At 71.7% G+C, this 22760-nt stretch carries 23 protein-coding genes, 2 tRNA genes and 1 pseudogene; 12 read left to right on the forward strand and 14 right to left on the reverse strand.

Annotated elements, in window-relative coordinates:
- From HDG68_RS05900 to HDG68_RS05910, 3 genes and pseudogenes are all read left to right on the forward strand, one after another.
- A pseudogene (locus HDG68_RS05900) lies at positions 1 to 741 on the forward strand (MG2 domain-containing protein); the annotation flags it as partial.
- 138 nt (positions 742 to 879) lie between these two features.
- Positions 880 to 1575: a DUF5819 family protein gene (locus HDG68_RS05905; protein ID WP_172150160.1), complete on the forward strand. Its 696-nt coding sequence runs from the start codon at positions 880 to 882 to the stop codon at positions 1573 to 1575.
- Positions 1572 to 2657: an HTTM domain-containing protein gene (locus tag HDG68_RS05910; RefSeq protein ID WP_172150162.1), complete on the forward strand. Its 1086-nt coding sequence runs from the start codon at positions 1572 to 1574 to the stop codon at positions 2655 to 2657. Before HDG68_RS05905 ends, HDG68_RS05910 begins: the two co-directional genes overlap by 4 nt.
- Positions 2658 to 2662: 5 nt before the next feature.
- Here HDG68_RS05910 and HDG68_RS05915 read toward each other — a convergent pair whose 3' ends face one another.
- Positions 2663 to 3163 carry a DUF3145 domain-containing protein gene (locus HDG68_RS05915; protein ID WP_172150164.1) on the reverse strand — a complete coding sequence of 167 codons (501 nt, stop codon included), beginning with the start codon at positions 3161 to 3163 and terminating at the stop codon, positions 2663 to 2665.
- A gap of 160 nt (positions 3164 to 3323) precedes the next feature.
- Positions 3324 to 3809 carry a peptide deformylase gene (gene def, locus HDG68_RS05920; protein WP_172150166.1) on the reverse strand — a complete coding sequence of 162 codons (486 nt, stop codon included), beginning with the start codon at positions 3807 to 3809 and terminating at the stop codon, positions 3324 to 3326.
- 107 nt (positions 3810 to 3916) lie between these two features.
- Between def and HDG68_RS05925 the strand changes: the two genes are divergently transcribed.
- From HDG68_RS05925 to HDG68_RS05940, 4 genes are all read left to right on the forward strand, one after another.
- Positions 3917 to 3990, forward strand: a tRNA-Ile gene (locus HDG68_RS05925).
- A gap of 46 nt (positions 3991 to 4036) precedes the next feature.
- A complete protein-coding gene (locus HDG68_RS05930) occupies positions 4037 to 4456 on the forward strand; it encodes a hypothetical protein (RefSeq protein WP_172150168.1) in 420 nt (139 codons plus the stop codon).
- Positions 4437 to 4616 carry a hypothetical protein gene (locus HDG68_RS05935; RefSeq protein ID WP_172150170.1) on the forward strand — a complete coding sequence of 60 codons (180 nt, stop codon included), beginning with the start codon at positions 4437 to 4439 and terminating at the stop codon, positions 4614 to 4616. Before HDG68_RS05930 ends, HDG68_RS05935 begins: the two co-directional genes overlap by 20 nt.
- A gap of 24 nt (positions 4617 to 4640) precedes the next feature.
- A complete protein-coding gene (locus HDG68_RS05940; protein WP_172150172.1) occupies positions 4641 to 5825 on the forward strand; it encodes a zinc metalloprotease in 1185 nt (394 codons plus the stop codon).
- A gap of 53 nt (positions 5826 to 5878) precedes the next feature.
- On the opposite strand, the gene HDG68_RS05945 is transcribed toward HDG68_RS05940, so the two are convergent.
- Entirely contained in the window at positions 5879 to 6052 is a 174-nt protein-coding gene (locus tag HDG68_RS05945; protein WP_172150174.1) for a CsbD family protein, read from the reverse strand.
- A gap of 65 nt (positions 6053 to 6117) precedes the next feature.
- Positions 6118 to 6366: a toxin-antitoxin system YwqK family antitoxin gene (locus HDG68_RS05950; RefSeq protein WP_172150176.1), complete on the reverse strand. Its 249-nt coding sequence runs from the start codon at positions 6364 to 6366 to the stop codon at positions 6118 to 6120.
- Positions 6367 to 6427: 61 nt separating this feature from the next.
- Between HDG68_RS05950 and HDG68_RS05955 the strand changes: the two genes are divergently transcribed.
- Complete coding sequence (locus HDG68_RS05955; RefSeq protein ID WP_172150178.1) at positions 6428 to 6943, forward strand: hypothetical protein; 516 nt, start codon at positions 6428 to 6430, stop codon at positions 6941 to 6943.
- A gap of 51 nt (positions 6944 to 6994) precedes the next feature.
- Positions 6995 to 7067, forward strand: a tRNA-Asn gene (locus HDG68_RS05960).
- A gap of 67 nt (positions 7068 to 7134) precedes the next feature.
- Here the strand turns inward: HDG68_RS05960 and HDG68_RS05965 are convergent.
- The 4 genes from HDG68_RS05965 to HDG68_RS16950 all read right to left on the reverse strand — a co-directional run bounded on the left by HDG68_RS05965 (position 7135) and on the right by HDG68_RS16950 (position 11910).
- Positions 7135 to 7710 (reverse strand): Dps family protein, encoded by a 576-nt coding sequence (locus HDG68_RS05965; RefSeq protein ID WP_172150180.1) that lies wholly within the window; start codon positions 7708 to 7710, stop codon positions 7135 to 7137.
- 89 nt (positions 7711 to 7799) lie between these two features.
- Positions 7800 to 9755, reverse strand: a complete 1956-nt coding sequence (gene dnaG / locus HDG68_RS05970; protein WP_172150182.1) for a DNA primase — start codon at positions 9753 to 9755, stop codon at positions 7800 to 7802.
- Positions 9756 to 9799: 44 nt separating this feature from the next.
- Entirely contained in the window at positions 9800 to 11098 is a 1299-nt protein-coding gene (locus HDG68_RS05975) for a deoxyguanosinetriphosphate triphosphohydrolase (RefSeq protein WP_343037454.1), read from the reverse strand.
- 68 nt (positions 11099 to 11166) lie between these two features.
- On the reverse strand, positions 11167 to 11910 hold the full coding sequence (locus HDG68_RS16950; RefSeq protein ID WP_343037448.1) for a metallophosphoesterase family protein: 744 nt from the start codon (positions 11908 to 11910) through the stop codon (positions 11167 to 11169).
- 96 nt (positions 11911 to 12006) lie between these two features.
- Here HDG68_RS16950 and HDG68_RS16955 point away from each other — a divergent pair, with 96 nt between their 5' ends.
- Positions 12007 to 12462 (forward strand): hypothetical protein, encoded by a 456-nt coding sequence (locus HDG68_RS16955; RefSeq protein WP_246253576.1) that lies wholly within the window; start codon positions 12007 to 12009, stop codon positions 12460 to 12462.
- Positions 12463 to 12481: 19 nt separating this feature from the next.
- On the opposite strand, the gene HDG68_RS05990 is transcribed toward HDG68_RS16955, so the two are convergent.
- The 6 genes from HDG68_RS05990 to HDG68_RS06015 all read right to left on the reverse strand — a co-directional run bounded on the left by HDG68_RS05990 (position 12482) and on the right by HDG68_RS06015 (position 19485).
- Positions 12482 to 12994, reverse strand: a complete 513-nt coding sequence (locus HDG68_RS05990; protein WP_172150189.1) for a mycothiol transferase — start codon at positions 12992 to 12994, stop codon at positions 12482 to 12484.
- Between the two features lie 144 nt (positions 12995 to 13138).
- Positions 13139 to 15019 carry a glycoside hydrolase family 13 protein gene (locus tag HDG68_RS05995; RefSeq protein ID WP_172150191.1) on the reverse strand — a complete coding sequence of 627 codons (1881 nt, stop codon included), beginning with the start codon at positions 15017 to 15019 and terminating at the stop codon, positions 13139 to 13141.
- Between the two features lie 53 nt (positions 15020 to 15072).
- Complete coding sequence (locus HDG68_RS06000; RefSeq protein ID WP_172150193.1) at positions 15073 to 15624, reverse strand: hypothetical protein; 552 nt, start codon at positions 15622 to 15624, stop codon at positions 15073 to 15075.
- Positions 15625 to 15678: 54 nt separating this feature from the next.
- Positions 15679 to 16587, reverse strand: coding sequence for a sugar ABC transporter permease (locus HDG68_RS06005; RefSeq protein WP_172150195.1), 909 nt, complete (start codon positions 16585 to 16587; stop codon positions 15679 to 15681).
- A gap of 1 nt (position 16588) precedes the next feature.
- Positions 16589 to 18157: an ABC transporter permease subunit gene (locus tag HDG68_RS06010; RefSeq protein ID WP_172150197.1), complete on the reverse strand. Its 1569-nt coding sequence runs from the start codon at positions 18155 to 18157 to the stop codon at positions 16589 to 16591.
- A gap of 71 nt (positions 18158 to 18228) precedes the next feature.
- Complete coding sequence (locus tag HDG68_RS06015; protein WP_172150199.1) at positions 18229 to 19485, reverse strand: sugar ABC transporter substrate-binding protein; 1257 nt, start codon at positions 19483 to 19485, stop codon at positions 18229 to 18231.
- Between the two features lie 193 nt (positions 19486 to 19678).
- Here HDG68_RS06015 and HDG68_RS06020 point away from each other — a divergent pair, with 193 nt between their 5' ends.
- Both HDG68_RS06020 and HDG68_RS06025 read left to right on the forward strand, forming a co-directional pair.
- Positions 19679 to 20701, forward strand: coding sequence for a LacI family DNA-binding transcriptional regulator (locus HDG68_RS06020; protein ID WP_343037449.1), 1023 nt, complete (start codon positions 19679 to 19681; stop codon positions 20699 to 20701).
- 159 nt (positions 20702 to 20860) lie between these two features.
- Complete coding sequence (locus HDG68_RS06025) at positions 20861 to 22675, forward strand: glycoside hydrolase family 13 protein (RefSeq protein ID WP_172150203.1); 1815 nt, start codon at positions 20861 to 20863, stop codon at positions 22673 to 22675.
- Positions 22676 to 22760 lie beyond the last annotated feature (85 nt).

Raw genomic sequence — 22760 nt, forward strand, 5'->3', positions numbered from 1 at the left:
GGCACCGAGGTCGACCCGAGCGTAGTCGTCGACCCCGACACCGCCGAGCCCGGCGACGAAGTCACCGTGACTGGTGAGGACTGGCCTGGCGACGAGACGGTCACAGTCGACCTGGTCGGTCCGGATGGCGACATCGTTACGAGTGTCGAGGTGGAGACCGACGAGAACGGTTCATTCACCACGCCCGTGTCCGTACCGGAGGACGCCGTCCCCGGTGACTACACGGTCGAGGCTTCGGACGAGCAGGGCAACGAGGCGAACGATGCGCTCACTGTCACGGTGGACGACCGCACACTCACGGCCCAGTTCACCTATCCGGAGCGTGAACCAGGCGATGAGCAGGAGTTCTCGGCATCGGGATTCCGCCCCGGTGAAGCCGTGCGGGCCGTCATCAACTCGGAACCTCTGAACCTGCCGGTCCGGACGGCAGACGGAGACGGTGAGGTCACCTGGACCTTCGTCGTCCCTGCCGACTTCGAGGGCGGGTCCCACACCGGCACAGCGACGAGCGTGCCGGTCGGCGACTCCGTCGTGGCGACGTTCGACGTCATCGTGACCGCGGCGCCAGCGCCTGGTGACGACACCACTTCCGATGGCACGGTGACGACCGGTGGTGGCGGCATGCTTCCGCGGACCGGCTCCGACCTGTGGGTCGAGCTCGCACTCGCCGCGTTCCTGATCGGTGCCGGTGCGGTGACGCTCGGCGTCGTGAGGCGCCGCGACCGATCGGCCACTGAGTGAGCACCGACGAGCGCTAGAGCTGCACGTCGACGGCCTGGAGCGGCAGCCCGCACCAGGCCGTCGACCTGCAGGGGGAGATCATGAGGAGGGCAATTGGGTCGGACATCGTCCGGTACGAGGGCGCCGTGGGTCGTCTTCGTGGCGATCCTGCTCGCGCTGATCGTGACCGTCCACGCTGCCGCCACCTTCCTCTGGATCGCCCCGCGCAACGCCATCAGCACTGCTCTCAGCGGACCTCTGGACCGCGCGATGGATCCGATGTTCCAGCAGAACTGGTCACTGTTCGCGCCGACCCCGATCAACGTCGCGAACTCCCTCGAAGTGCGTGCACTCGATGTGGAGTTGGCGCCGACGCCCTGGGTGGACGTCACAGACCTCGAGATCTCGGCCAACTTCACCCACCATCTCCTGCCCAACCGAGCGAGCCTGCCGACGAGGATGCTCGCGGCGCGCGCGCACGCCCAGTTCTCCAAGCTCTCCGACGCTGAGCTCGAAGTCCTCGGCGGGCACTACCACCAGGACGCCTGGCCGCGTCTGGCGGAAGCGCTCGAAGCTGTCGACGGGCCTTCGTCACAGGCTCGACTCGACCTGGTCATCGAGTACGACCGCACCATGGCCGCATACGCCACCGAGTTCGCCCGTGCGACCGCCACCGGCACCGAACCGGCCTACGTCCAGTTCCGAGTGGCACGAGTGCGCGTCACGCCGTACATCCGCCGGGACGAGCAGTCGCACGATCCGTCGTACTACACCTTCGGGCGCCGGCCGATGTACGAGTTCGACAGACAGGACAGCGACCGCTTCGCGCGGGCGATCGAGAGGTTCCAGCAGTGAAGGACGCGGCGTGGCTTCGTCCGGCGCAGCAGCTGGCCGACCGCGGTCTCGCATGGGTCGCTGATGACCGGCGAGCGACGTACGGCTCCGCGCTGGTCCGCATCGCGTTCGGGTTCGGAGCACTCGTCTTCCTCCTCGTGCACTTCACGAACCGGCAGTACCTGTGGGGAGAAGCCGCCCTTTGGGCCGCTCCCCTGCAGTCGAACGGCGGCTTCTCCGCCCCCTTCACGGCGTTCTCGGAAGGACTCGCACCAGTACCTCTGACGCTCGGGTACCTCCTCCTCGTGGGCCTCGCCGTGCTGCTGACGATCGGATGGCGTAGCCGCTTGGTTGCGCCCGTGTTCCTGGTGCTCTGGGTGAGCCTCCTGGAGTCCAGCCCACTGACCGGCGACCAGAGCGACAACATCTTCCGGATCCTGCTGCTCTACCTGTGCTTCGCCGACCTGGGCGGACGCTGGTCGCTGGACGCCCGCCGGCGCGCGAGGAAGGCAGCCCTTCACGGCGCTCCACGGCCGTTCGGACCGCTGGGCACGCCCACGTTCAACGCACGCGCTGAACAAGCAGGGACGCTGCTCCACAACTTCGCCGTGATCATGGCGGGTACGCAGATCTGCCTCATCTACGTGGCCTCAGGCCTCTACAAGGCGCAAGGAGCGCTCTGGCAGGACGGGACGGCGATCTACTATCCGCTCCAGCTCTCCCACTACCGACCGTGGCCCGAGCTCGCGGACATCCTCGTCGCGAACCCGTTCATGGTGGCCGTGGTGACCTACTTCTCGGTCTTCATCCAGCTCTTCTTCCCTCTGATGCTGCTGCAGCGCTGGACTCGGCTCATCGCGATCTCCGGCGTGCTGTCGATGCACGTCGGGATCGCCGTCGTGATGGGCCTGCCCTTCTTCTCCTTGTTCATCATGGCAGGAGACTGCCTGTTCGTCCGCGACAGCACCTTCGAAGCCGTCCAACGACGCCTCCGTCGAGCAGCGAGCCGTCGCGCCCGGCCGGTGCGTGGAGCGGGTCAGGACGGTGTTCGACGATCGGCTCGGAGCGACAGTCGCTCCTACCAGACATCGTTGCGGGACTGAGGGACCTACCCGACGCGGTGCAGCCAGCGCACCGGCGCGCCGGCGCCGGCGTAGCGGAACGGCTCGAGCTCGTCGTCCCACGCGCTGCCGAGGGCGAGGTCCATGGCTTCGCGCAGGGCGAGCGGGTCCCGCGCTCCCTCCATGGCGGCACGCACCCGGTCCTCGGGGACGACCACGTTGCCGTGGACGTCCGTCATGGCGTGGAAGATGCCGAGCTCGGGAGTGTGGGACCAGCGGGCGCCGTCGGCGCCGTGGCTGGCGTCCTCGGTGACCTCGTAGCGCAGGTGGTCCCAGCCGCGCAGCGCCGAGGCGAGGCGCGCGCCGGTGCCCTGGGCGCCCTGCCACGGGTACTCCGCACGGTAGAGACCGCGCGCAGCGGGCTGGGGCGTCCAGTCCAACGACACGTCCCCGCCCAGCACGTTGCCCGCCGCCCACTCGAGATGGGGGCACAGCGCACGGGGCGCAGAGTGCACGAGCAGCACACCGCGGGTGATCGCACCGGCCATGATGTCCTCCCTGGTTCCGAGGGCCGTCTTCCCCTACGTCCTCGAAATCGAGCGAACTCACTGGTCAGAGCGTCGCTGCGGCGTGTCGCCTTGCGTCGTGGCTCACATCTTTTCGCACCTCGGCGACGCGCGCGAGAGGGATTTGCACATTTGAGACATCTCAGAGGCGTTCGCGCAGCTCCCGCATCGCCTTCTTGCGCGTCGCCCGCTCCAGCCGGTCGAGGTAGAGCTTGCCGTCCAGGTGGTCGCACTCGTGCTGCAGGCAACGCGCCATGAGGTCCGTGCCCTCGACCACGACAGGGTTGCCGTCCAGGTCGATGCCCTCGACGCGGGCGTACCAGGCGCGCGTCGTCGGGTAGAAGAGTCCCGGCACGGACAGGCAGCCCTCGTCGCCGTCCTGCAGCTCCTCGGACACGTCGACCAGGCGAGGATTGAGCACGTAACCGATCTCGTCCTCGATGTTCCACGAGAACGCCCGCAGGTTGACGCCGATCTGATTGGCGGCCAGGCCCGCACGACCCTCGTCGTCGACGGTCTCGAGCAGGTCCGTCACCAGCGACCGCACGCGGTCGTCGATCGTCGTGATCTCGTCGCACGCCGTGCGCAGCACGGGGTCGGGCACCACCCGGATCTCTCGCATCGCCATGGCTGGCATTCTTCCACGTCGTCGCCCTGACCAGCGCCCCGGCAGCAGGTCCCACGGCGGACGTCACAACCGCTCCACACCTGCGGTTCCGGTAGGCTCACGGCCGCGCCCCGTTAGCTCAGTCGGTCAGAGCAGGAGACTCATAATCTCTCGGTCGCGGGTTCAAGTCCTGCACGGGGCACCGGCACCCCCTGTATCACCATCGCCGCGGCACGGCTCCCTCCAGCATGGGCACAGACCGCTCCGTCCTCGTCCTCGACGGCGACATCGCCGTCGTCGCAGCACTGGAGCGCGCCACGTGGCTCGGTCGCGAGCGTCTCGACGAGGTGCACGTCCGGCTCCCGGGGATCGGCCCTCAGCAGGCACTCGAGTCGGCCCGGCGGATCCGCCGGGCCACCAACGACTGCGGGTGCCGGTGGGGTGAGCTGTCGCTCGTCCTCGCCGTCGCCACCCTCTGGGCCGGTCCCGCCGTCGTGGGCGCCGCCGGTCCCGGACCAGCCGTGTCCGTACCGCTCGCCCTGGCGGCCGCCGTCGTCGGCAAGCTCGCAGGGCTGGCCGCGAGCCGAGCGCGCCTACGCATCGAGCTGCGGCGCGTCCTCGCCGCGCGAACCGATCGAGGTGAGTCCCATGGCGGAGATCTGCCGTGACATCGACGAGTGGATCGAGGAGCAGGTCTCCCGACCGGTAGAGGAGTGGGAGGAGAGGCAGGAGGAACGCTGTCGCGAAGAGAAGTGCAAGTGGTGGATGCTCTGCCTCAACAAGCTCGTGTGCTGGCTCGTGACCGTCGTCGTCAAGGTCGTGCGCTAGGTCGTGGTGACGGTGGGCCGCTGGGTGACCCGGACGGTGTGCGTCGTCGTCTCGATCCTCGTCAACCTGATCGTCGCCCTCGCCGTGGGCCTGTGGGACGTCATCGCCGGGATCTTCACCTGGGACTGGGAACGGGTCTGGGACGGCCTGGTGTCGATCGTCGGCGGGGTGATCGTGGCTGTGCTCGGCCTGCTGCGCGTCGGGTTGCTGCTCGACACGGTCGACTTCGTGCGTGAGGAGGTCCAGGAGTCCCGGCTGCGCGACCACGTCCGGGGCCTGCTGGCACGCCGGTTCGCCCGCGACCCGGAGTCCCTGGCCGCAGCACTGCGCGCGATCGGCGTGGACCACGGCGCGTTCGGCCTGCGGCTCCTGGGCCGTGCCACCCGCACGTTCGTCCGGTCGGAACGGACCGACCCCGATCGCAGCGTCCCGGAGCTGGTGCGCTGGCACGAGGACCCCGACCTCCCGATCGACGTCCGGGTGCTGGCCGGCTACGACAGCGAGAGCTTCTGGCGGCGCGGCCGCCCCGAAGTGGTCGGTGCCGACGAGACCCAGGTGGACGCCTACCTGCGCGACCGCGGCGGACGCAGCTTCCGGATCTACCCGATGAGCGAACGCACTCTGCGTCACAAGACCGCGGTCTGCGCCGAGCGATCCCGTGAGCTGGGCCTGATCTACCGCTTCGAGCTCGACGAGCGGGAGGTGACGGACCCGGCCCACGTAGTGCTCACCACGACCCAGGACGCCTACGACGTCGACGTGCTCGGGCGCACCGACGAACGGGTCGATCCCGTCGGCGCCCGCGCGGACCTGCCCGTCCCGCACGCAGGCACGGTCTTCGGTTACGGGGGCACGCTCATCGGCCTGAGCGCGCACCTCGACGATGCGGTCGGTGTCGACGGGATGCCGTTCCCGGGGAGCTGGACGTCAGGGGTGTCGGTGCGCGACCGGGTGCCCGACCTCATCTACGAGTACGTCCTCGCCCACGAGCTCGGACACTACTTCGGCCTCACGCACGTGGACGGCTACCACCGCATCATGTACACCGCCAACCCCGACGCCGGGACCGAGGCGATCCGCTGGTGGACCATCCCCTCCCTGCTCTTCCTCGAGCAGCAACCGAAGTTCGTCCTCGAGGAGGCCAAGGCGGTCTGGAACTACATCGTGGCAGGGTTCCCCACGGACGCCCTGGTCTCCCGGGCGCACTGAGAACGACGAAGGGCGGGCACCGTCCGGCGCCCGCCCCCGTCATCGATCGGCCGCTACTTCCTGAAGGCGTCCTTGACGTCGTCGCCGGCCTGCTTGAGGTTCGCCTGCGACTGCTCGCCGCGCCCCTCGGCCTCCATGCCCTCGTCGTCCGACGCCTTGCCGAGGCCCTCCTTGGCCTTGCCGATGGCCTCTTCCGCAGCGTGCTTGGCCTTGTCACCGATGCTCATCAGATGCCTCCTTGTACGGGGCAATCGACGATACGAGGGTGATCGTGCCGGCGCATCCGCAACGCTCAGTCCTGCACGTTCGTCACCTTGTAGACGATGCCGCCGCGGTCGTACGTGATCCACTCGCCGACCCGGCGCCCGCGGTCGAAGTGCCCGGAGCGCTTGCGGGTGCCGTCGGTGCGGAACCACTCCCAGTACCCGTGCAGCTCGCCGTCGAGGAACTGCCCCGTGGCGCACACGCTGCCGTCCCGGTGGTGCTCGGTGTGCTCGACGAGGCCGGGGGCCGACGGGTCGCCGGAGTGCTCGGGTGCCATGTCCCCCATCATGCCCGCCGGGACGGTCGGCGGGCCACGGCGCGGCGGCTACGGTGGGCGCATGCTCCGACGTCGCCAGCTCCCGTCCCCCGCCCGCGCCGCGGTGCCCGTGACCGGCCGGGAACGCCTGCTGGCAGGCGCGGAGCTCGCCGACGGCGGCTGGGTCGTGGCCACCACGGCGGACCTCGCGGTCGTGTCGGGGCACGACGACGGCACCCGGCTGCTGTCGCGTCGCCCCTGGGGCGACGTGGACCGGGCGGCGTTCGACCCGGCCCGCTCCGAGCTGACCGTCGAGTGGGTCGACGGCGCGCCGGACCTGCGGCTGCGCCTCTCCGACCCGGGACGCACGAGCTTCCCGTCGGCGCTGCGCGAACGGGTCGTGTGGTCGGTGGTGCTCGCCGAGACCGTCGACGTCCCCGGCGGTCAGGTCCGCGTCGCGGTCCGTCGTCGCCTGGACGGGACCATGTACTCGCAGGCGATCTCCGACGACGGCGTCGACCTGACCCTCCCGGACGTCGCGAGAGTGGTGGACGCCACGGAGGAGAAGGTCCGCGGGGCGTGCGGACTACCCCGGTGAACCTGGTATGGTTTTCACCGGTTCGCCGCCCAGCAGGGTGAGCAGCCACGATCCCGCGTAGCTCAGCTGGCAGAGCATCCGACTGTTAATCGGACGGTCACTGGTTCAAGTCCAGTCGCGGGAGCATCACGAAGGGCCCCTGACCACCAGGTCAGGGGCCCTTCGCCGTACGCGAGTGCGTGCCGGGACGCTCAGCCCTGGTGCTCGCCCTCGCGAGCCGCCCGCGCGGCACCCAGCTCGGAACGCTCGCCCGACGTCGACAGCTCACCGCCGGCGGTCTCCAGGTGCGCCCGCACGAACCAGTGGAACTGCTCGAGCTCCCGCAGGTTGCCGATGAGCAGGTCGTTGGTGACGTCGTCCAGCTCGGCCGTGGTGTCGGCGGCGGCCCGGTGGTCGGAGATCACGCCCCGGTAGACCTCGTCGAGCGCGCCGAGGTGCTCGATCGTCGTCGCGCGCCCCAGGTGGTAGTCGTCCCAGGTCCGCTGCGCCACCAGGGCACCCGGGGTGCCGAGCGGCTCGCCGCCGAGGGTCGCGATGCGTTCGGCGACGTCGTCGGCCATGAGGCGCACCGCGTCCACCTGCGGGTCGAGCATCTCGTGGACCGCGATGAAGTGCGGGCCCACCACGTTCCAGTGCACGTGCTTGAGCGTCAGGTGCAGGTCGGTGAGCGCGTTGAGTCGCTCCTGCAGGATCGCGGCGACCTTGGCTCCGTCCTCGTTGCTCAGGGACGGGACCGTGTAGGAGGGCACGTTCTTGCTGTCAGCCATCGATGCTCCTTCGTCGTTCGGAGCACCCATGCTCCCGCCGAGGGGCGCGCACCGCGACCTGAGCCGAGGACGCGGTGCCGCATGGCCGGTCAGGCGCTCTCGCGCAGCCGGCGCCGTTCCGCCTCGATCGACAGCAGCCGTTCGAACGCGGCCTGGTAGCCGTCCGGGTCCGACGCCGGGTCGAGCCGTTGCACGCGACTCTTGGCGTCCGCGATGCGGCGGGTGAGCCCCAGGTCGGCGACCTTGCGCACGACGTCGGCCACGTAGGCGGCGATGACGTTCTCGCGGTCCTCGGGTACCGGGGCCACCGACAGCTGGGTGACGAGCGGGGCGACGGCGTCGCCGGCCTCGGTGACGACCGCCTCGACCCAGCGGCCGGCCCCGAGCCCGCGGCCGGTGGACACTCCCCCGGCCGCGCGGATCGCGGCATGCACGGCGCGCCAGGCAGGCGTGGCGAACGCGTCCTCGTCGAGCGCGTCGAACGTGTCGGGCACGTGCTGCGGGTACTGCAGCACCACGACCAGACCGAGCCGTTCGATCCGCGCCACCGGGTCCGACGGGTCCGGCGCGGTGAGCACCGGCCCGGCCGCGGGGTCGTCGCCCGACGGCGGTCCGTCGTCGCGCGCGGACGGTGCGGCGCGCTCGTCACGCCGTCGTCCCGGTGCCGGTCGGTTGCCGGCGCGCCCGACCTCGCGGCGCACCTCCTCCGGGTCCAGGCCGATCCAGCGGGCCAGGGACCGGGAGTAGCCGAGCTGCATGGAACGGTCGCGGATCCCGGCGACCAGGGGCGCGGCGGAGCGCAACGCGTTGACGCGACCCTCGACGGTGTCCAGGTCGTAGGTCTCCAGCGTGGTGCGGATGACGAACTCGAAGAGCGGCACCCGGCCGTCGACGAGGGCCTTGACCGCCTGGGGACCGCGCGCCATGCGCAGGTCGCACGGGTCCATGCCGCTGCGCTCGACCGCCACGAAGGTCTGGGCGTGGAAGCGCTGGTCCTCCCCGAAGGCGCGCATGGCGGCCTGCTGCCCGGCGGCATCGCCGTCGAACGTGAAGATGATCTCGCCGCCCAGCGAGGCACCCGAGGCGAGCTGCAGCCCGCCTCCCGGGTTGGTGTCCCCCAGCAGCCGGCGCAGCACCTTGGCGTGCTCGGCGCCGAACGCGGTGCCGCAGGTGGCGACCGCGACGTCCACGCCGGACAGGTGCGCCGCCATGACGTCGGTGTACCCCTCGACGATGACGACCCGCTTGTTCTGCGCGATCGCGCGCTTGGCCAGGTCGATCCCGTACAGGACCTGCGCCTTCTTGTAGAGGCTGGTCTCCGGCGTGTTGAGGTACTTGGGGCCGGGGTCGTCGTCGAAGAGCTTGCGCGCCCCGAACCCGATGACGGCGCCGGTCACGTCCCGGATCGGCCAGACGAGCCGGCCGCGGAACCGGTCGTAGATGCCGCGCTGGCCCTGGCTGACCAGTCCCGAGGCGACGAGCTCGGGCTGGGTGAACCCGCGGCCCTGCAGGTGGCGCAGCAGCGCGTCCCACCCGGTCGGGGCGTACCCGAGGCCGAACGTCTCGGCGTCGGCCCGCTCGAAGCTGCGCTCGGCGAGAAACGCCCGGGCGGCCTGCGCGCCGGGCGCGAAGAGCTGCTCGGCGTAGAACTGGGCGGCCACGCGGTGCGCCTCGAGGAGGCGCTGGCGGCGACCGGGCTCCTCACGCGGGCCACGCTGGGCGGCCGCACCGGTGCGCGAGTCCTCGTAGCGCAGCTGCACGCCGGCCCGGTCGGCGAGGTACTCGACGGCGTCCGTGAACCCCATCCCGTCGATCTTCTGCACGAACGAGATGACGTCCCCGCCCTCGCCGCAGCCGAAGCAGTGCCAGCGTCCGACGCCGGGCCGGACGTGGAACGAGGGGGTGCGCTCGTCGTGGAACGGGCACAGGCCCTTGAGCGACCCGACACCGGCGGTCTTGAGGGTGACGTGCGCGCCGACGATCTCCTCGATCCGCGCGCGTTCGCGGACCGCGTCCACGTCCTCGCGCTTGATCAGGCCTGCCACGGGCGCGAGTCTATGCCCTGCGGACCTGCGATGTTGTGGGCATGTCAGGCGTCGCCGCGCACCAGGCGGGCGTGCAGCTGCATCGCCGAGACGTCCGTCAACGAGGCCACCTGGTCGACGACGACGCGCAGCCGGGCCCCGTCGTCGGGCGCCGCGTGCCAGTCGGCCGCGAACTGCGCCTCCAGCGCCACGGGCGCCCGGTCGCACAGCACCTCGACCAGCTCGGTGACGATCTCGCGCTGCGCGCCGTACAGCGGCTCGGACTCCCGCGGAGCCATGACGTAGGTGACGGCCACGCCCTTGAGCGCGAGGATCTCGTCGGCCGTCTCCGGCGGCACCACGAGCCGCGCCGTGTACCGGGTCAGCGGGCCCTCGCCGTAGACCTCGCGCGTGGCCCGCTGCGCCGCCCCGCTGAACCGGCCGATGAGCTGGCTGGTCGCGTCCTTCAGCGCGGCCAGCGAGGCCCGCGACCCGTCGAAGTCGGTCACCAGGTAGCCCGTGTCCCGCAGCCGGCACAGCGCGGCGTCGAGGGCGTCGGCGTCGTTCCAGTCGCCGTACCAGGCGCGCACGTACTCGGTGATGCGCGCACGTTCGGACTCGTCGTCGAGCACCCGCAGGTCGAGGCGTCCCCCGACGACGGCGTCCTCGACGTCGTGCACCGAGTAGCTGATGTCGTCGGCCAGGTCCATGACCTGCGCCTCCATGCACCGCACTCCCCCGCGCGGCGCTCCCTGACGCAGCCAGGCGAACACCTCGGCATCGTCCGGGTAGACGCCGAACTTGTGCGTGGTGCCGCCGTCGGGACGCTCGGGACCCTCGCCCAGGCGCCACGGGTACTTCACGCTGGCGTCCAGGGACGCGCGCGTGAGGTTCAGGCCGCGCGAGGCGCCGTCGTCCGCCACGATCTTGGGCTCGAGCCGGGTCAGCAGCCGCAGCGTCTGGGCGTTGCCCTCGAACCCGCCGATGTCCGCCGCCAGGTCCGCGAGCGCCCGTTCGCCGTTGTGCCCGAACGGCGGGTGGCCGAGGTCGTGGGTGAGGCAGGCGGTGTCGACCAGGTCGGGGTCGCAGCCGAGCGCACGTCCCATCTCGCGGCCCACCTGGGCCACCTCGAGGGAGTGCGTGAGGCGGGTGCGCACGAAGTCGTCGCTGCCGGGGGTGAGCACCTGCGTCTTGGCGCCGAGGCGGCGCAGCCCCGAGGAGTGCACGACGCGGGCACGGTCCCGCTCGAACGGGGTGCGGTGCTTGGACTTGGGGGGTTCGGCGGCCCAGCGTTCGGTGTCGGCGTCGGTGTACGACGTCGTGCCCTCCTCGCCGGGGGCAGGCCGCGGGCCCGTCCCGACCACCGAGGGGTCGAACGCGTCCTGCGAGAACGTGTGCACGAGGGGCAGCCTACCGAGGCGGGCGCTGCAGGTCAGGCATCCTGCAGCGCGCGGTAGACGCCGGTGCGCAGCTCGCGTTCCCACGGCTCGTACTGCGGCATGTCCAGGGCGCGGGCGACGGCGAGCTCGGTGTCGACGTCGTAGGGCACCCGCACGAGCTGCAGCCCGAACGGCGCGGGCGTCGCGCCGGCCGTGCCGGACAGGATCGCGTAGCTGGGCGTGGGTTCGTCGAGCGGGTTGCCGACGCTGCCGACGTTGAAGAGCGTGCGGCCGCGGTGCGTCTCGACGTAGGCGTCGTGGACGTCGCCGTAGCCGACCAGGTGCGGCTCCGGTCCGGGTCCGGTCAGCTCGGTGGCGGCGAACATGCCCGCGAACTCCTCGGGCGTGTGGTGGAAGTGCACGCGGTGGTGCACGCTCGTGGCGGAGGCGTGGAACAGCCGGATGCGCCGGCCCGACACGAGGAGGTCGTGGCACAGGGGACGACGGCGGATCGTCTCGCGCTGGTCGGGGCGCAGCTCGTCGCGCCACCACACCATCTCGGGGGCGCCGTCGTCGGCGATCGCGGGCAGGAAGTCGTCCCAGTTGCCGCGGACGTTGACCTCGCAGACCTGTTCGGTGCGGTCGACGACGGCGCCGCCGCGGGGGCCCTTGCCGACGTCGTCGCCGAGGTTGACGATGCGGGTGATGCCGCGGGAGCCGATGTCGGCCAGCACCGCCTCGAGGGCGGTGAGGTTGCCGTGGACGTCGGAGATGACGGCGATCTGCTCGGTGGCCACGCGTCGATGCTCCCACACGCCCGTCGGCCTACGCCCGACCGGTGCGCCGCCGTCCTCGACCGCTAGGGTCGCTCGCAGCCGACGACGAGGAGCATCGTGGACGCTTCGACACCACCCGACCCCGAACGTCTGGCCGCCGCGTCCCGGTTCCGGGGTGACGTGGCCGCCGTGCTCACCGTCGTGGTCACCACGATCGTGACACTGGGATTCTGCGCCTGGGTGTACGTCGCCGGGAGTTTCGTCGCCGGCTACCTGACGTACCTCCTGGTCCTGGTCCCGTTGTTCTTCGGCGCCTGGATCTGCAAGGCGGTCATGACGACTCGCGGGCCGGCAGGACCCCATCTCGGGGTCATGGGTCCGGTGGTCGCGTCGTTCACCGGCGCCATCCTGCTCTCGGGTGGCCATCCGGCGGCGGACGACGCACACCTCCTCGCTGTGCTGACGGGAGTCGCCGCCGGGGCCGTCGCCGCGCTGGCGATACCCGGGTGGTGGTGGCGCCTGGGCGCGCTCGCCGTGCTCGCGGGTCTGGTGACGTTCGTCGCGGCGCAGTGACCTACGCACCCGCCGCCGCCTACGCCCGACCGGTGCGCTCCAGGACGCCGCGCAGGTAGGCGATCTGGGCGGCGTGCTCCAGCGAGTCGTTCGCGACGCTCACGAGCCGGGCGCCGCGGGTGACGGGCGGGTCCCAGGCGTCGTCGACCACCTCGTCGAGGTCGGCGTCGGCGAGTCCGGCGAGCACGTCGAGCGACTCGGCGGCGACCTCGTCCACGTAGCCGAGCAGCAGCTCGGCCGGTGCGCGGACCGTCGCCACGTCGTCGGGCGTGTGCCCGTAGCCCGTGTCCTGCAGGCCGAAGGGCAGGTCGAACCTCTCGGCCCAGCCGCGCGAGTACACCTGGTCGCGGCCGACGGCGGCGGCGACCTGGACGTCCTGGTCGCGGCCGATGTGCCACGTCAGCCAGGCGATCGTGTTCGCGGCCGGGTCGAGCCGCTCGGTCAGGGCCGAGGCGGGCAGCCCGTCCACCGCGCGGTGGACCGTGGGCGAGATCCGGCCGTACAGGTCCTGCAGCACCGCGATGCCGTGCATGGTTCCTCCGTCCGTCGTCCCGGGTCGGGTCCGGTCAGCAACGGTCACCACGATGCCCCACACCGCCGCCGACGGCTAGGGAACGTTGCAGTACGACGCCCGGAGTGCAACATTTCCTAGCCGTCGGCCACAGGGAGGGGGCGGTCAGGCGAGGCGGAAGACCCCGACCGCGGGTCCGTCGCCCGACACCTCGATCCCCTCCGGGCCGACGGCGAGACCCACCGCGCCGTACAGCCGCTCCGGCTCCGCGTCGCCACCGAGCAGCCACCCCGGCAGCACCGCACCGGACCAGGGTGCCCGGGCGAGGACCACGAGCACCCGCTCGGCGGGCGACTCGCGCAGGAACACCACGGCGTCGTCGTCCACCACGGCCCAGCGCATCCCGCCGTCGCGCAGCGCCGCCGAACCGCGCCGCAGCGCCGAGAGGCGGCGGTACCGCTCCAACGTGGAGGCGTCCCAGCGCGGACCGCCGCCGCGAGCGCCCTGGTCCCACGCCATGGTGGTGCGGGCGTGCTCGCCGTTGTCGCCGGTGGCGCCGACCTCGTCGCCCGCGAACACGACGGGGTTGCCCGGGTAGGTGAACAGCAGGGTGGTCGCGACCTCGGCCAGGGCGTCGGAGCCGACGACGGTGCGCAGGCGCGGCGTGTCGTGGGAGCCGAGCATGTTCCACTGCGCGGCGGTCACCGACCAGGGCACGGCGGCGTCGAAGTCGCGCATCGCGGCGACCATCGCGCCGCCGGGGCGCCGGGCACCGGCCACGGGCAGTCCGTGCGCGGCGACCGGCGAGCCGTGCTCGGCCAGCCACGACCAGGCGGGGCGGGTGAAGCCGGTGTAGTTCATGTTGGCGTGCCAGCCGCCGGCGAGCAGGTCGGTGGTGGCGTCGTGGAAGTGCTCGGCGATCAGCGCGCCGTCGAGGCGTTCACGTCCGACGGCGGCACGCAGCTCGCGCGCGACGGCGTGCGTCCGGTCGGTGTCCTCCCAGCGGCCGGTCATGTTGGCGACGTCGACCCGCCAGCCGTCCAGGCCGAAGGGTTCGCGCAGGTAGCGTCCGATGGGCGCGTCCGGGCCGGTGACCATGCGGTGCCAGGTCTCGGGAGCGGTCCAGTCGAGCTTGGGCAACGAGCCGAAGCCCAGCCAGGAGGCGTACCCCTGGCCGTCCGGTGCCGTCGCGACGTCCGGGTTACCGGGGCCGGACTCCGCCCACACGTACATGCCGTGCTCCGGCGAGGTCGGGTCCGCCAGTGCCCGGCGGAACCACTCGTGGTCCTCGCCGGTGTGGTTGGTGGTGATGTCGCCCATGACCCGCAGACCTCGGGCGTGCGCGGCGGCCGTGAAGCGCGCGTACGCCTCGTCGCCGCCGAGCAGCGGGTCCACGGCGGCGAAGGTGGAGGCGTCGTAGCGGTGGTTGGACCGTCCCGGGAACACCGGGGTGAGGTAGACGGTGCCGACCCCGAGCGCCACGAGGTGGTCGAGGTGCTCGACGACGCCGTCGAGGTCCCCGCCGTAGTACTGGGTGCCGGCGAGCGGACCGGCCCCGGCGGGCTCGTCGTCCCAGGCGGCCGGCACGGCCCAGTCGGGCACCGGGCGGTCGGCGGCCGCGGCGGACCGCGCGAACCGGTCGGGGAAGATCTGGTAGACGAGTCCGTCGCCCAGCCACGACGGCGCCGGGGCGTGCGTCGTCAGGCGGAAGCTGCCGGCGTCGGGCACCTCGCGGTCGTGCACGCCGCGGCCGTCCAGCCACCGGTACCCGCCCGGGCCGTCGAGCAGGAACCGGTACGGCGTCACCGGGTTGTGGACCACCACGTCGGCGGTGAGGCACCGTTCGGCCGCGGTGCCGCCGTCGTCGCGCGCCTCCACGAGCCGCGGCTCGCCGTCGCGCACCGACCGCACCCAGACCCGGTCGACGCCGGATTCCCGGGGCACACGCACGGTCACGGGGACGACGTCGCCGAGCGCGGGCGTCCCCGCCGGGACGTGGAGGGCGGAACCGTCGTGGTGCGGCTGGTCGAGCAGGTGGTCGGTCATGCTGTCCTCTCGGTCGGCGGCCACCGGCGCCGACCGTGCCCCCGAAGGACGTGTCAGCGACGGCGACCGATCGCCCACCCGGTGGCGAGCGCGATCGCGACCCCGACGATCTGGCCGCCGAGGATCACCTTGTTCAGGTCGAGCACGGGCTGCCAGCGCGTGCCGCCGGCGTCGACGACGAACACGCCCAGGGGCTTGACCTGCAGACCGTAGCCGCCGCCCCCGCCGCCGCCCTCGCCGGACCCCTCGCCGCGGAGCTCGCCGTGGGCCTCGCCGGACGCGTCACCGGAGGCGTCCCCGGCGTCGGACCCGTTGCCGTCGTCGGACTCCTCGGCGGGTGAGCCGACGTGGAACGAGCGCGACCAGCCGGCCAGGTGGCCCGTGCCCTTGCCGCTTCCCGTGCCCTGGCCGGACCCGCTCCCGGCCGTGTTGCCGGTCCCGCCCACGGAGCCGGTGCTCATGCCGCCCCACACCTTGGCGACGGGGACGATGAGCTGGCCCTCGTGCTCGTAGGGTTCGCCGTACGCGCGGCGCACGGAGAACGAGTCGTCGGCGGCGTCCGTGAGCCGCCCCAGGTCCGGGGTGTAGCTGCGCGTCTCGGTCATGCGCCCAGGCTAGAGCCATGGTGTGAGGCCCGCCACAGGCCGGGACGACGTTCGTCAGCCCTTCACCGAGCCGGCGGTCAGCCCGCCGACGATGTACTTCTGCAGGAACAGGAACAGCGCCAGGATCGGCACGGTCGAGATCACCGCTCCGGCGGCGAACAGCCCCCAGTTGGCCTCGAGCAGGCTGGAGACCCACGAGTACAGGCCCACGGCCAGCGTCCAGTTGGACTCCGACTGCAGCAGCACCCGGGCGATGACGAACTCGCCGAAGGTCGCGATGATCGACAGCAGCGCCACCACCGCGAGGATCGGGGTCACCAGGCGCAGGATGATCGTCCAGTACGTCTGGGCGTGCGTGGCGCCGTCGATCTTCGCGGCCTCGTCGAGCTCGCGCGGGATCGTGTTGAAGAACCCGTACATCAGGAACGTGTTCACCCCGAGCGCGCCACCGAGGTAGACGCAGATCAGCGCCACCTTGGAGTTCAGCCCGAGCGCGGGGACCACCTCGCCGAGGCTGATGAGCAGCAGGAAGATCGCCACGAACGCCAGCATCTGCGGGAACATCTGGATGATCAGCAGCGTGGTCAGGCCGGCGCGCCGCCCGGTGAAGCGGAAGCGGCTGAACGCGTAGGCCGCCGCGGCACCCATGAGCACCGTGCCCACGGCGGTGGCCACGGCGACCTGCACGGAGTTGACCACCCACGACCAGAACGCCGTGTCGGCCAGGCCGGCGTAGTTGGCCGTGCTGATCGTGTCGAAGAGCTGGTTGGACCCGGTCAGGGTGCCGCCCTCGGACAGGGACGCCGAGAGGATGTACACGATCGGGAAGACGGCGTACACGACGAACACGACGCCGACGAGGTGACGCCAGCCGTTCTCGGCGAACCAGCGGCCGGTGGACCGGCGCCGCGGCGGCGACGTCGGCGCGGTGGGCGGGGCGGGAGCGATCGAGGTCGTGGTCATGTCAGTTGATCTCCTCGAGCGAGCGGGTCCGCTTGAACGCGATGGCCGAGATCGTCGCGATGATGACGAAGATGACGATGGACAGCGCGCTGGCGAGACCGAAGTTCTTCGGCGCGGTGCCGTCGAGCCCGGCCACCGAGTAGACCATCGTGATGAGGATGTCCGTGTGGCCCAGCGGCACGGACGCGTCCTCGAACCGTGGACCACCGCCGGTGAGCATGTACACCAGGGCGAAGTTGTTGAAGTTGAACGCGAAGCTCGAGATGAGCAGCGGCGTCGTCGAGACCAGCAGCAGCGGCATCGTCACCGAGCTCCAGGTGCGCAGGCGGCCCGCCCCGTCGATCTTGGCGGCCTCCAGCACGTCGCTCGGCAGCGACTGCAGCGCGCCGGTGCAGATGAGGAACATGTACGGGAAGCCGAGCCACAGGTTCACGCCGATGATCGACAGCTTCGCCAGCCAGGGGTCGGTGAGCCACGGCACGGCCGCGCCGCCGAGCAGCACCTGGTTGACGAACCCGAAGCTGCGGTTGAGCAGGCCCGACCACAGCAGCGGCGCCACGAAGCCGGGGATCGCGTACGGCAGGATCAGCAGCGTCCGGTAGATCTTGCGCCCGCGGATCGGGGAGTTAAACACCGTCGCGAGGAACATGCCGAGCAGGAACGTGGTGGCCACCGAGGCGAACGCGAACACGAACGTCCACGCCACGATCTGGAAGAAGGGGCCGGCGTAGCGCGAGTCGGAGAACGCGGTGGTGAAGTTGTCGAGGCCGACGAACACGCGCCATCCGACGTCCAGCGTGCTGCCGTCCGCGGCCTCGAACTGCCCGTCGTCGTTCGGGGTGTAGACCGTGCCGGTGACGGTGTCCGTCATGGTGTCGGCGCCGTCGTCGTAGACGAGCGTGGGCAGGTAGACGTACCCGGTGCGGGCGTCCTGCGTGCGCACCGACCCGTTGTTGGGGTCGTCGGAGACCGGCACCCGCAGGTCGGTCACCTCGCCCTGGCGGGCGATGATCTGCTGACGGTCCAGCACCTCCCACCCGTCGACGGCGGTGACCGTCCCGTCGGCGACGGTGGCCTCGACGGGCTCGAGCGGCTGCTCGGCGTCGCCGGCCGCCGTCGTCCCGTCGGGCTGCACGACGACGAAGCCCAGCTCGTCGCCGTCGCTCACGACGGTCAGGGGCAGGGCGGGCGAGCCCTCCACCCGGCGCTCGTTCTGCGCGAGCAGGGCGGTGACCGCGTCCTCCTTGGTGGAGTTGTGGCCGTCGCCGTAGTTCGTGAAGGCGACCCAGCCGGTGTACCCGATCGTGAAGATCTGGAACGTGAACAGGAAGACCAGTCCGGGCACCACGTACTTCAGGGGGACGGCGCGCCGGGAGAAGTACACCCAGTTGACGACCACCAGCATGGCGAGCATCGCGCCGAGGATGATCCAGGACTCGGCCACCCACGCGGCCCAGAGGACGTAGACGCCGAACGCGTCGACGACGGCCATGAGGGCGAGCTTGACGAGGAAGCCGGCCCCGTAGCGGCGGGCGTGGGACTCGGTGCGGGGTTCTTGCAGGACGGTCATCGAAGGGCCTTCCGGGGTCGCGCGACGGGCCGCGGCTGGTGCCGCGGCCCGTCGCGAGAGAGGTCAGGACGTCAGGAGTCGAGCGCACCCTCGATGTCGGCGATCATCTTGTCCCAGGCCTTCGCCGGGTCGGCGGAGCCGGAGATGATGTTGGCCTCGGTCACGCCCCAGAAGGCCCAGACCGAGCCCATCTCGGGGATGGACGGCATCGGGACGGCCTCGGCCCCGACCTCGCGGAAGCCGGCCACGATCGGGTCGGACGACGCGGCGTCGGCCGCGGCGGTGAGCGCCGGCGGGCGGCCGCCGGCCTCGAACAGCGCGGTCTGCGCCTCCTCGGTGGACAGGTAGTTCACGAGGAAGTCGTTGGCCAGCAGCGCGTTCTCGCTCTGGGCGCTGACGTAGAAGCCCTGCACGCCCACGAACGGCTGGGCCGCCTCGTCACCCGCGGCGGGGATCGGGTCGATCGCCAGGTCCAGGTCGGCGAACTGCTCGAGCATCCACGGACCGCCCACGATGAACGGCGACTGGCCCTTGGCGAAGGCCTCGACGGCGATGTCGTAGGTGATGTCCGTGGTCAGGGCACCGGACTCGCCCTGCTCGGCGAGCCACTGGGCGTACGCCGTCCCGGCGTCGCCGCCCATGGCGATCTCCGGGGAGTAGGAGCCGTCCTCGTTCTGCTCGAACACGGGGGCGCCGAACGACGTCTGGAACGGGTAGTAGGTGTACGGGTCGCCCTCGACGCCGGTCTGGATCAGCAGCGGGTACTTGGTCCCGGCGTCCTCGCCCGCGGCGATGGCCTCGTCCCAGGTGGCGGGAGCGGAGTCCGCCAGCTCGGTGTTGCGGATGAGGGCGATGTTCTCGATGGCGTACGGCATGCCGTAGACGGCGCCGTCGGCGGTGAACGCCTCGACGGCCACGTCCTCGAACTGCGGGGTGGTGTCACCCAGCTCGACCGGGGCGACGACGCCGTTGGTGATGAGCTCGCCCAGCCAGTCGTGGGCGCCGACGGTGACGTCGGGTCCCTCGCCGGTGGGGACCTGGGCGATGAAGTCGGTGCGGATGTCCTCGAACGGCTTGAGGACCAGCTCGACCTCGGTGCCGGTCTCGGCGGTGAAGTCCTCGGCGGCGGACTCGACGGCCGCCTGGCGGGTCTCGTCGACCCAGACGGTCAGGGAGCCGGTCGCCATGTCGTCGCCGGCGTCCTCACCCTCCGTCGCGGTGGCGTCGTCGGTGCTGCCCTCGGCCGGCTCGGCGGCGTCGTCCGACCCGCACGCCGACAGGGCGAGCGTGGTGACCAGGGCGGAGGCGAGAAGGATGCTCCGTCGCATCAGGGGTACTCCCAGCATGGTTCGGTGGCCCGGTGGCGGGGTGCCGGTGGGCCCTGCTGAGGGATGAATGTAGGCAAGATGTTCGCGCGTTGCAAGATTTTGCAATAACGTTTCTGCAACGCGGTGCCGCGCGAGCGTCCGCAGTCCGGGCGTCGTCCACCGAGGAGAAACGTTGTCCCCTACGATCGCAGGCGTGCGTACCCGTCTGAGCGACCTGGCCGAGCAGGCCGGAGTCTCCACCGCGACGGTGTCGCGCGTGCTCAACGGCAAGCCCGGCGTCGCCAGCTCCACCCGCCAGGCCGTGCTCGCCGCGCTCGACGTGCTCGGCTACGAGCGCCCGTCGGCGCTCAGCGGCCGGTCCGCCGGACTCGTCGGCCTCGTGGTGCCCGAGCTCACCAACCCCGTCTTCCCCGCGTTCGCCCAGGCCATCGAGTCGATCCTGGCCCAGCGCGGCTACACCCCGCTGCTGTGCACGCAGGCCCCCGGCGGCACCACGGAGGACGAGTACGTCTCCACGCTGGTGGACCACTCGGTGGACGGCATCGTGTTCGTCTCCGGCCTGCACGCCGACAGCCGGGCGAGCCACCGCCGCTACGAGCTCCTCAGCGGCCAGGGCGTCCCGATCGTGCTGGTCAACGGCTACGCCGAGGACGTCGACGCGCCCTTCGTCTCCCCCGACGACGCCGAGGCCGTCGACGTGGCGGTCCAGCACCTGGTCACGCTGGGTCACCGCGAGATCGGCCTGGCCATCGGCCCGGAGCGCTACGTCCCGGCCCGCCGCAAGCTCGGCGCGTTCCTGAAGGCCCTGGTGCGGCACGGCCTGGCCGCGGACACCGCCGACGCACGCCGGCACGCCATCAGCACGCTGTACACGCTCGAGGGCGGGCAGGCGGCCGCGGCCGAGCTGTACGCGGCGGGGCACACCGCCGTCGTCTGCGGCTCCGACCTCATGGCGCTCGGCGCCGTGCGCGCCGCCCGCTCGCAGGGCCTGCGCGTGCCCGACGACGTCTCGATCGTCGGGTACGACGACGCCCCCCTGATCGCGTTCACCGACCCGCCGCTGACCACGGTCCGCCAGCCGGTCGACGCCATGGCCCACGCCGCCGTGAGCGCGCTGCTCACCGAGATCGGCGGCGACCGCGCCCCGCGCACGGAGCTGCTCTTCTCCCCCGAGCTCGTGGTGCGCGGCTCGACCGGTCCCGCCCCGCGGGGCTGAGCCCGGTCGTCGGACGGGTCGCGTTGCGCCCCTCCGGCCCGCCTCCCAGGCTTGTCGTGAGCGCGACACGCGCGGACCGGCACGATCCGACGTTCTGAAATCTTGCTGCAAGGCATACACTCGTTCGCCGTACCGACCCCCACCCCGAGGACGCATCGCATGGCCACCACCGAGCAGACCACCCCGACTCCGGACGCCCTGCAGCCGGGCACCACCGTCCACGTCGGGACCGACACCGCCCGCGAGTGGTGGCGCGACGCCGTCATCTACCAGGTCTACCCGCGCTCGTTCGCGGACGGCAACGGGGACGGCATCGGCGACATCCCCGGCATCACCGCCCGGCTCGACCACCTCAAGACCCTCGGGATCGACGCCGTCTGGCTCTCGCCGTTCTACCGCTCCCCGCAGAACGACGCCGGCTACGACGTCGCCGACTACCGCGACGTCGACCCGCTGTTCGGCACCCTGGCCGACTTCGACGAGATGCTCGCCGGCGCCCACGCGCGCGGCATGCGCGTCATCGTCGACCTCGTGCCGAACCACACCTCCGACCAGCACGCCTGGTTCCAGGAGGCGCTCGCCGCCGCCCCCGGCTCGCCCGAGCGGGCCAGGTACATCTTCCGTGACGGCCGGGGCCCCGACGGCACCGAGCCGCCCAACAACTGGCACTCCATCTTCGGCGGACCGGCCTGGACCCGGCTCGCCCCGTCGAGCACGGCCGACGGCGACGCCTACGACGAGCCCTCGCCGCAGTGGTACCTGCACCTGTTCGACTCCACCCAGCCCGACCTCGACTGGAACCGGCCCGAGGTCCGGTCCGAGTTCGAGGACGTGCTGCGGTTCTGGCTCGACAAGGGCGTCGACGGCTTCCGGGTCGACGTCGCCCACGGCATGGTCAAGGCCGACGGCCTGCCCGACTGGCACGGCCACGTCTCCATGGTCGACGGCGGCACCGCCGATGAGGAGTCCGACCCCGGTGCGCCGGAGGACGGCTCCACCGGCGCCGGTAACTCCGGGCCGATGTTCGACCAGGACGGCGTGCACGAGATCTACCGGGACTGGCACCGCGTGCTGGCCGAGTACGACGGCGACCGCTGCCTGGTGGCCGAGGCCTGGGTCGAGCCGTTGTCCCGCCTGGCCCGGTACGTCCGCCCCGACGAGATGCACCAGGCGTTCAACTTCTCCTTTCTGACCACCGGCTGGGACGCGGCGGCGCTGCGCCGCGTCATCGCGGCGTCGTACCGCGCGAACGACGAGGTCGGCGCGCCCACCACCTGGGTGCTGTCCAACCACGACGTGGTCCGGCACGTCACCCGGCTCGGGCTGCCGGACCCCGGCGTGCGCCCCAACGGCGTGTTCGCCACGGACCCGCAGCCCGACGAGGAGCTCGGCCTGCGCCGCGGTCGCGCCGCGACGGCGCTCATGCTGGGTCTGCCCGGGTCCGCCTACCTCTACCAGGGCGAGGAGCTCGGGCTGCCCGAGCACACCACGATGCCGAACGACGTGCGTCAGGACCCGGCGCACTTCCGCACCCAGGGCGCCGAGGCGGGCCGCGACGGCTGCCGCGTCCCGCTGCCCTGGTCCGCCGACGAGCCGGGCCTCGGGTTCGGGCCGACCGGCCGGACCTGGCTGCCGCAGCCGGAGTCGTACGCGCGCTACGCCGCCGACGTCCAGGCCGGCGTCGAGGGGTCGACGCTCGAGCTGTACCGGTCCGCGCTGGCCGTGCGGCAGGCCGAGCGCCTCGGCTTCGGTGCCCTGTCCTGGCTGGCCGGCTGGGAGGACTCGGCCGACGTCGTCGCGTTCCGCAACGGTGACGTCGTCGTCGTGGCGAACCTGGGCGCGGAGCCCGTCGAGGTGCCCGCGAACGTGCCCGGCGCCGGGGAGCTGATGCTCGCCTCCGGGCCGCTGGCTCCCGCGCTGGACGAGGGGACCGTCGTCGTGCCCGCCGACACGACGGTGTGGCTGCGCGCCTGACCGCTTCCCCCCACCGGTTCGGCACCTCGGCCCCGGTGCGGCAGTCTGGACTGCCGCGCCGGGGCCGATTTGCCGGAGCGAGGAC

It is taken from the genome of Isoptericola chiayiensis, from assembly GCF_013149805.1.
Lineage (GTDB): Bacteria > Actinomycetota > Actinomycetes > Actinomycetales > Cellulomonadaceae > Isoptericola > Isoptericola chiayiensis.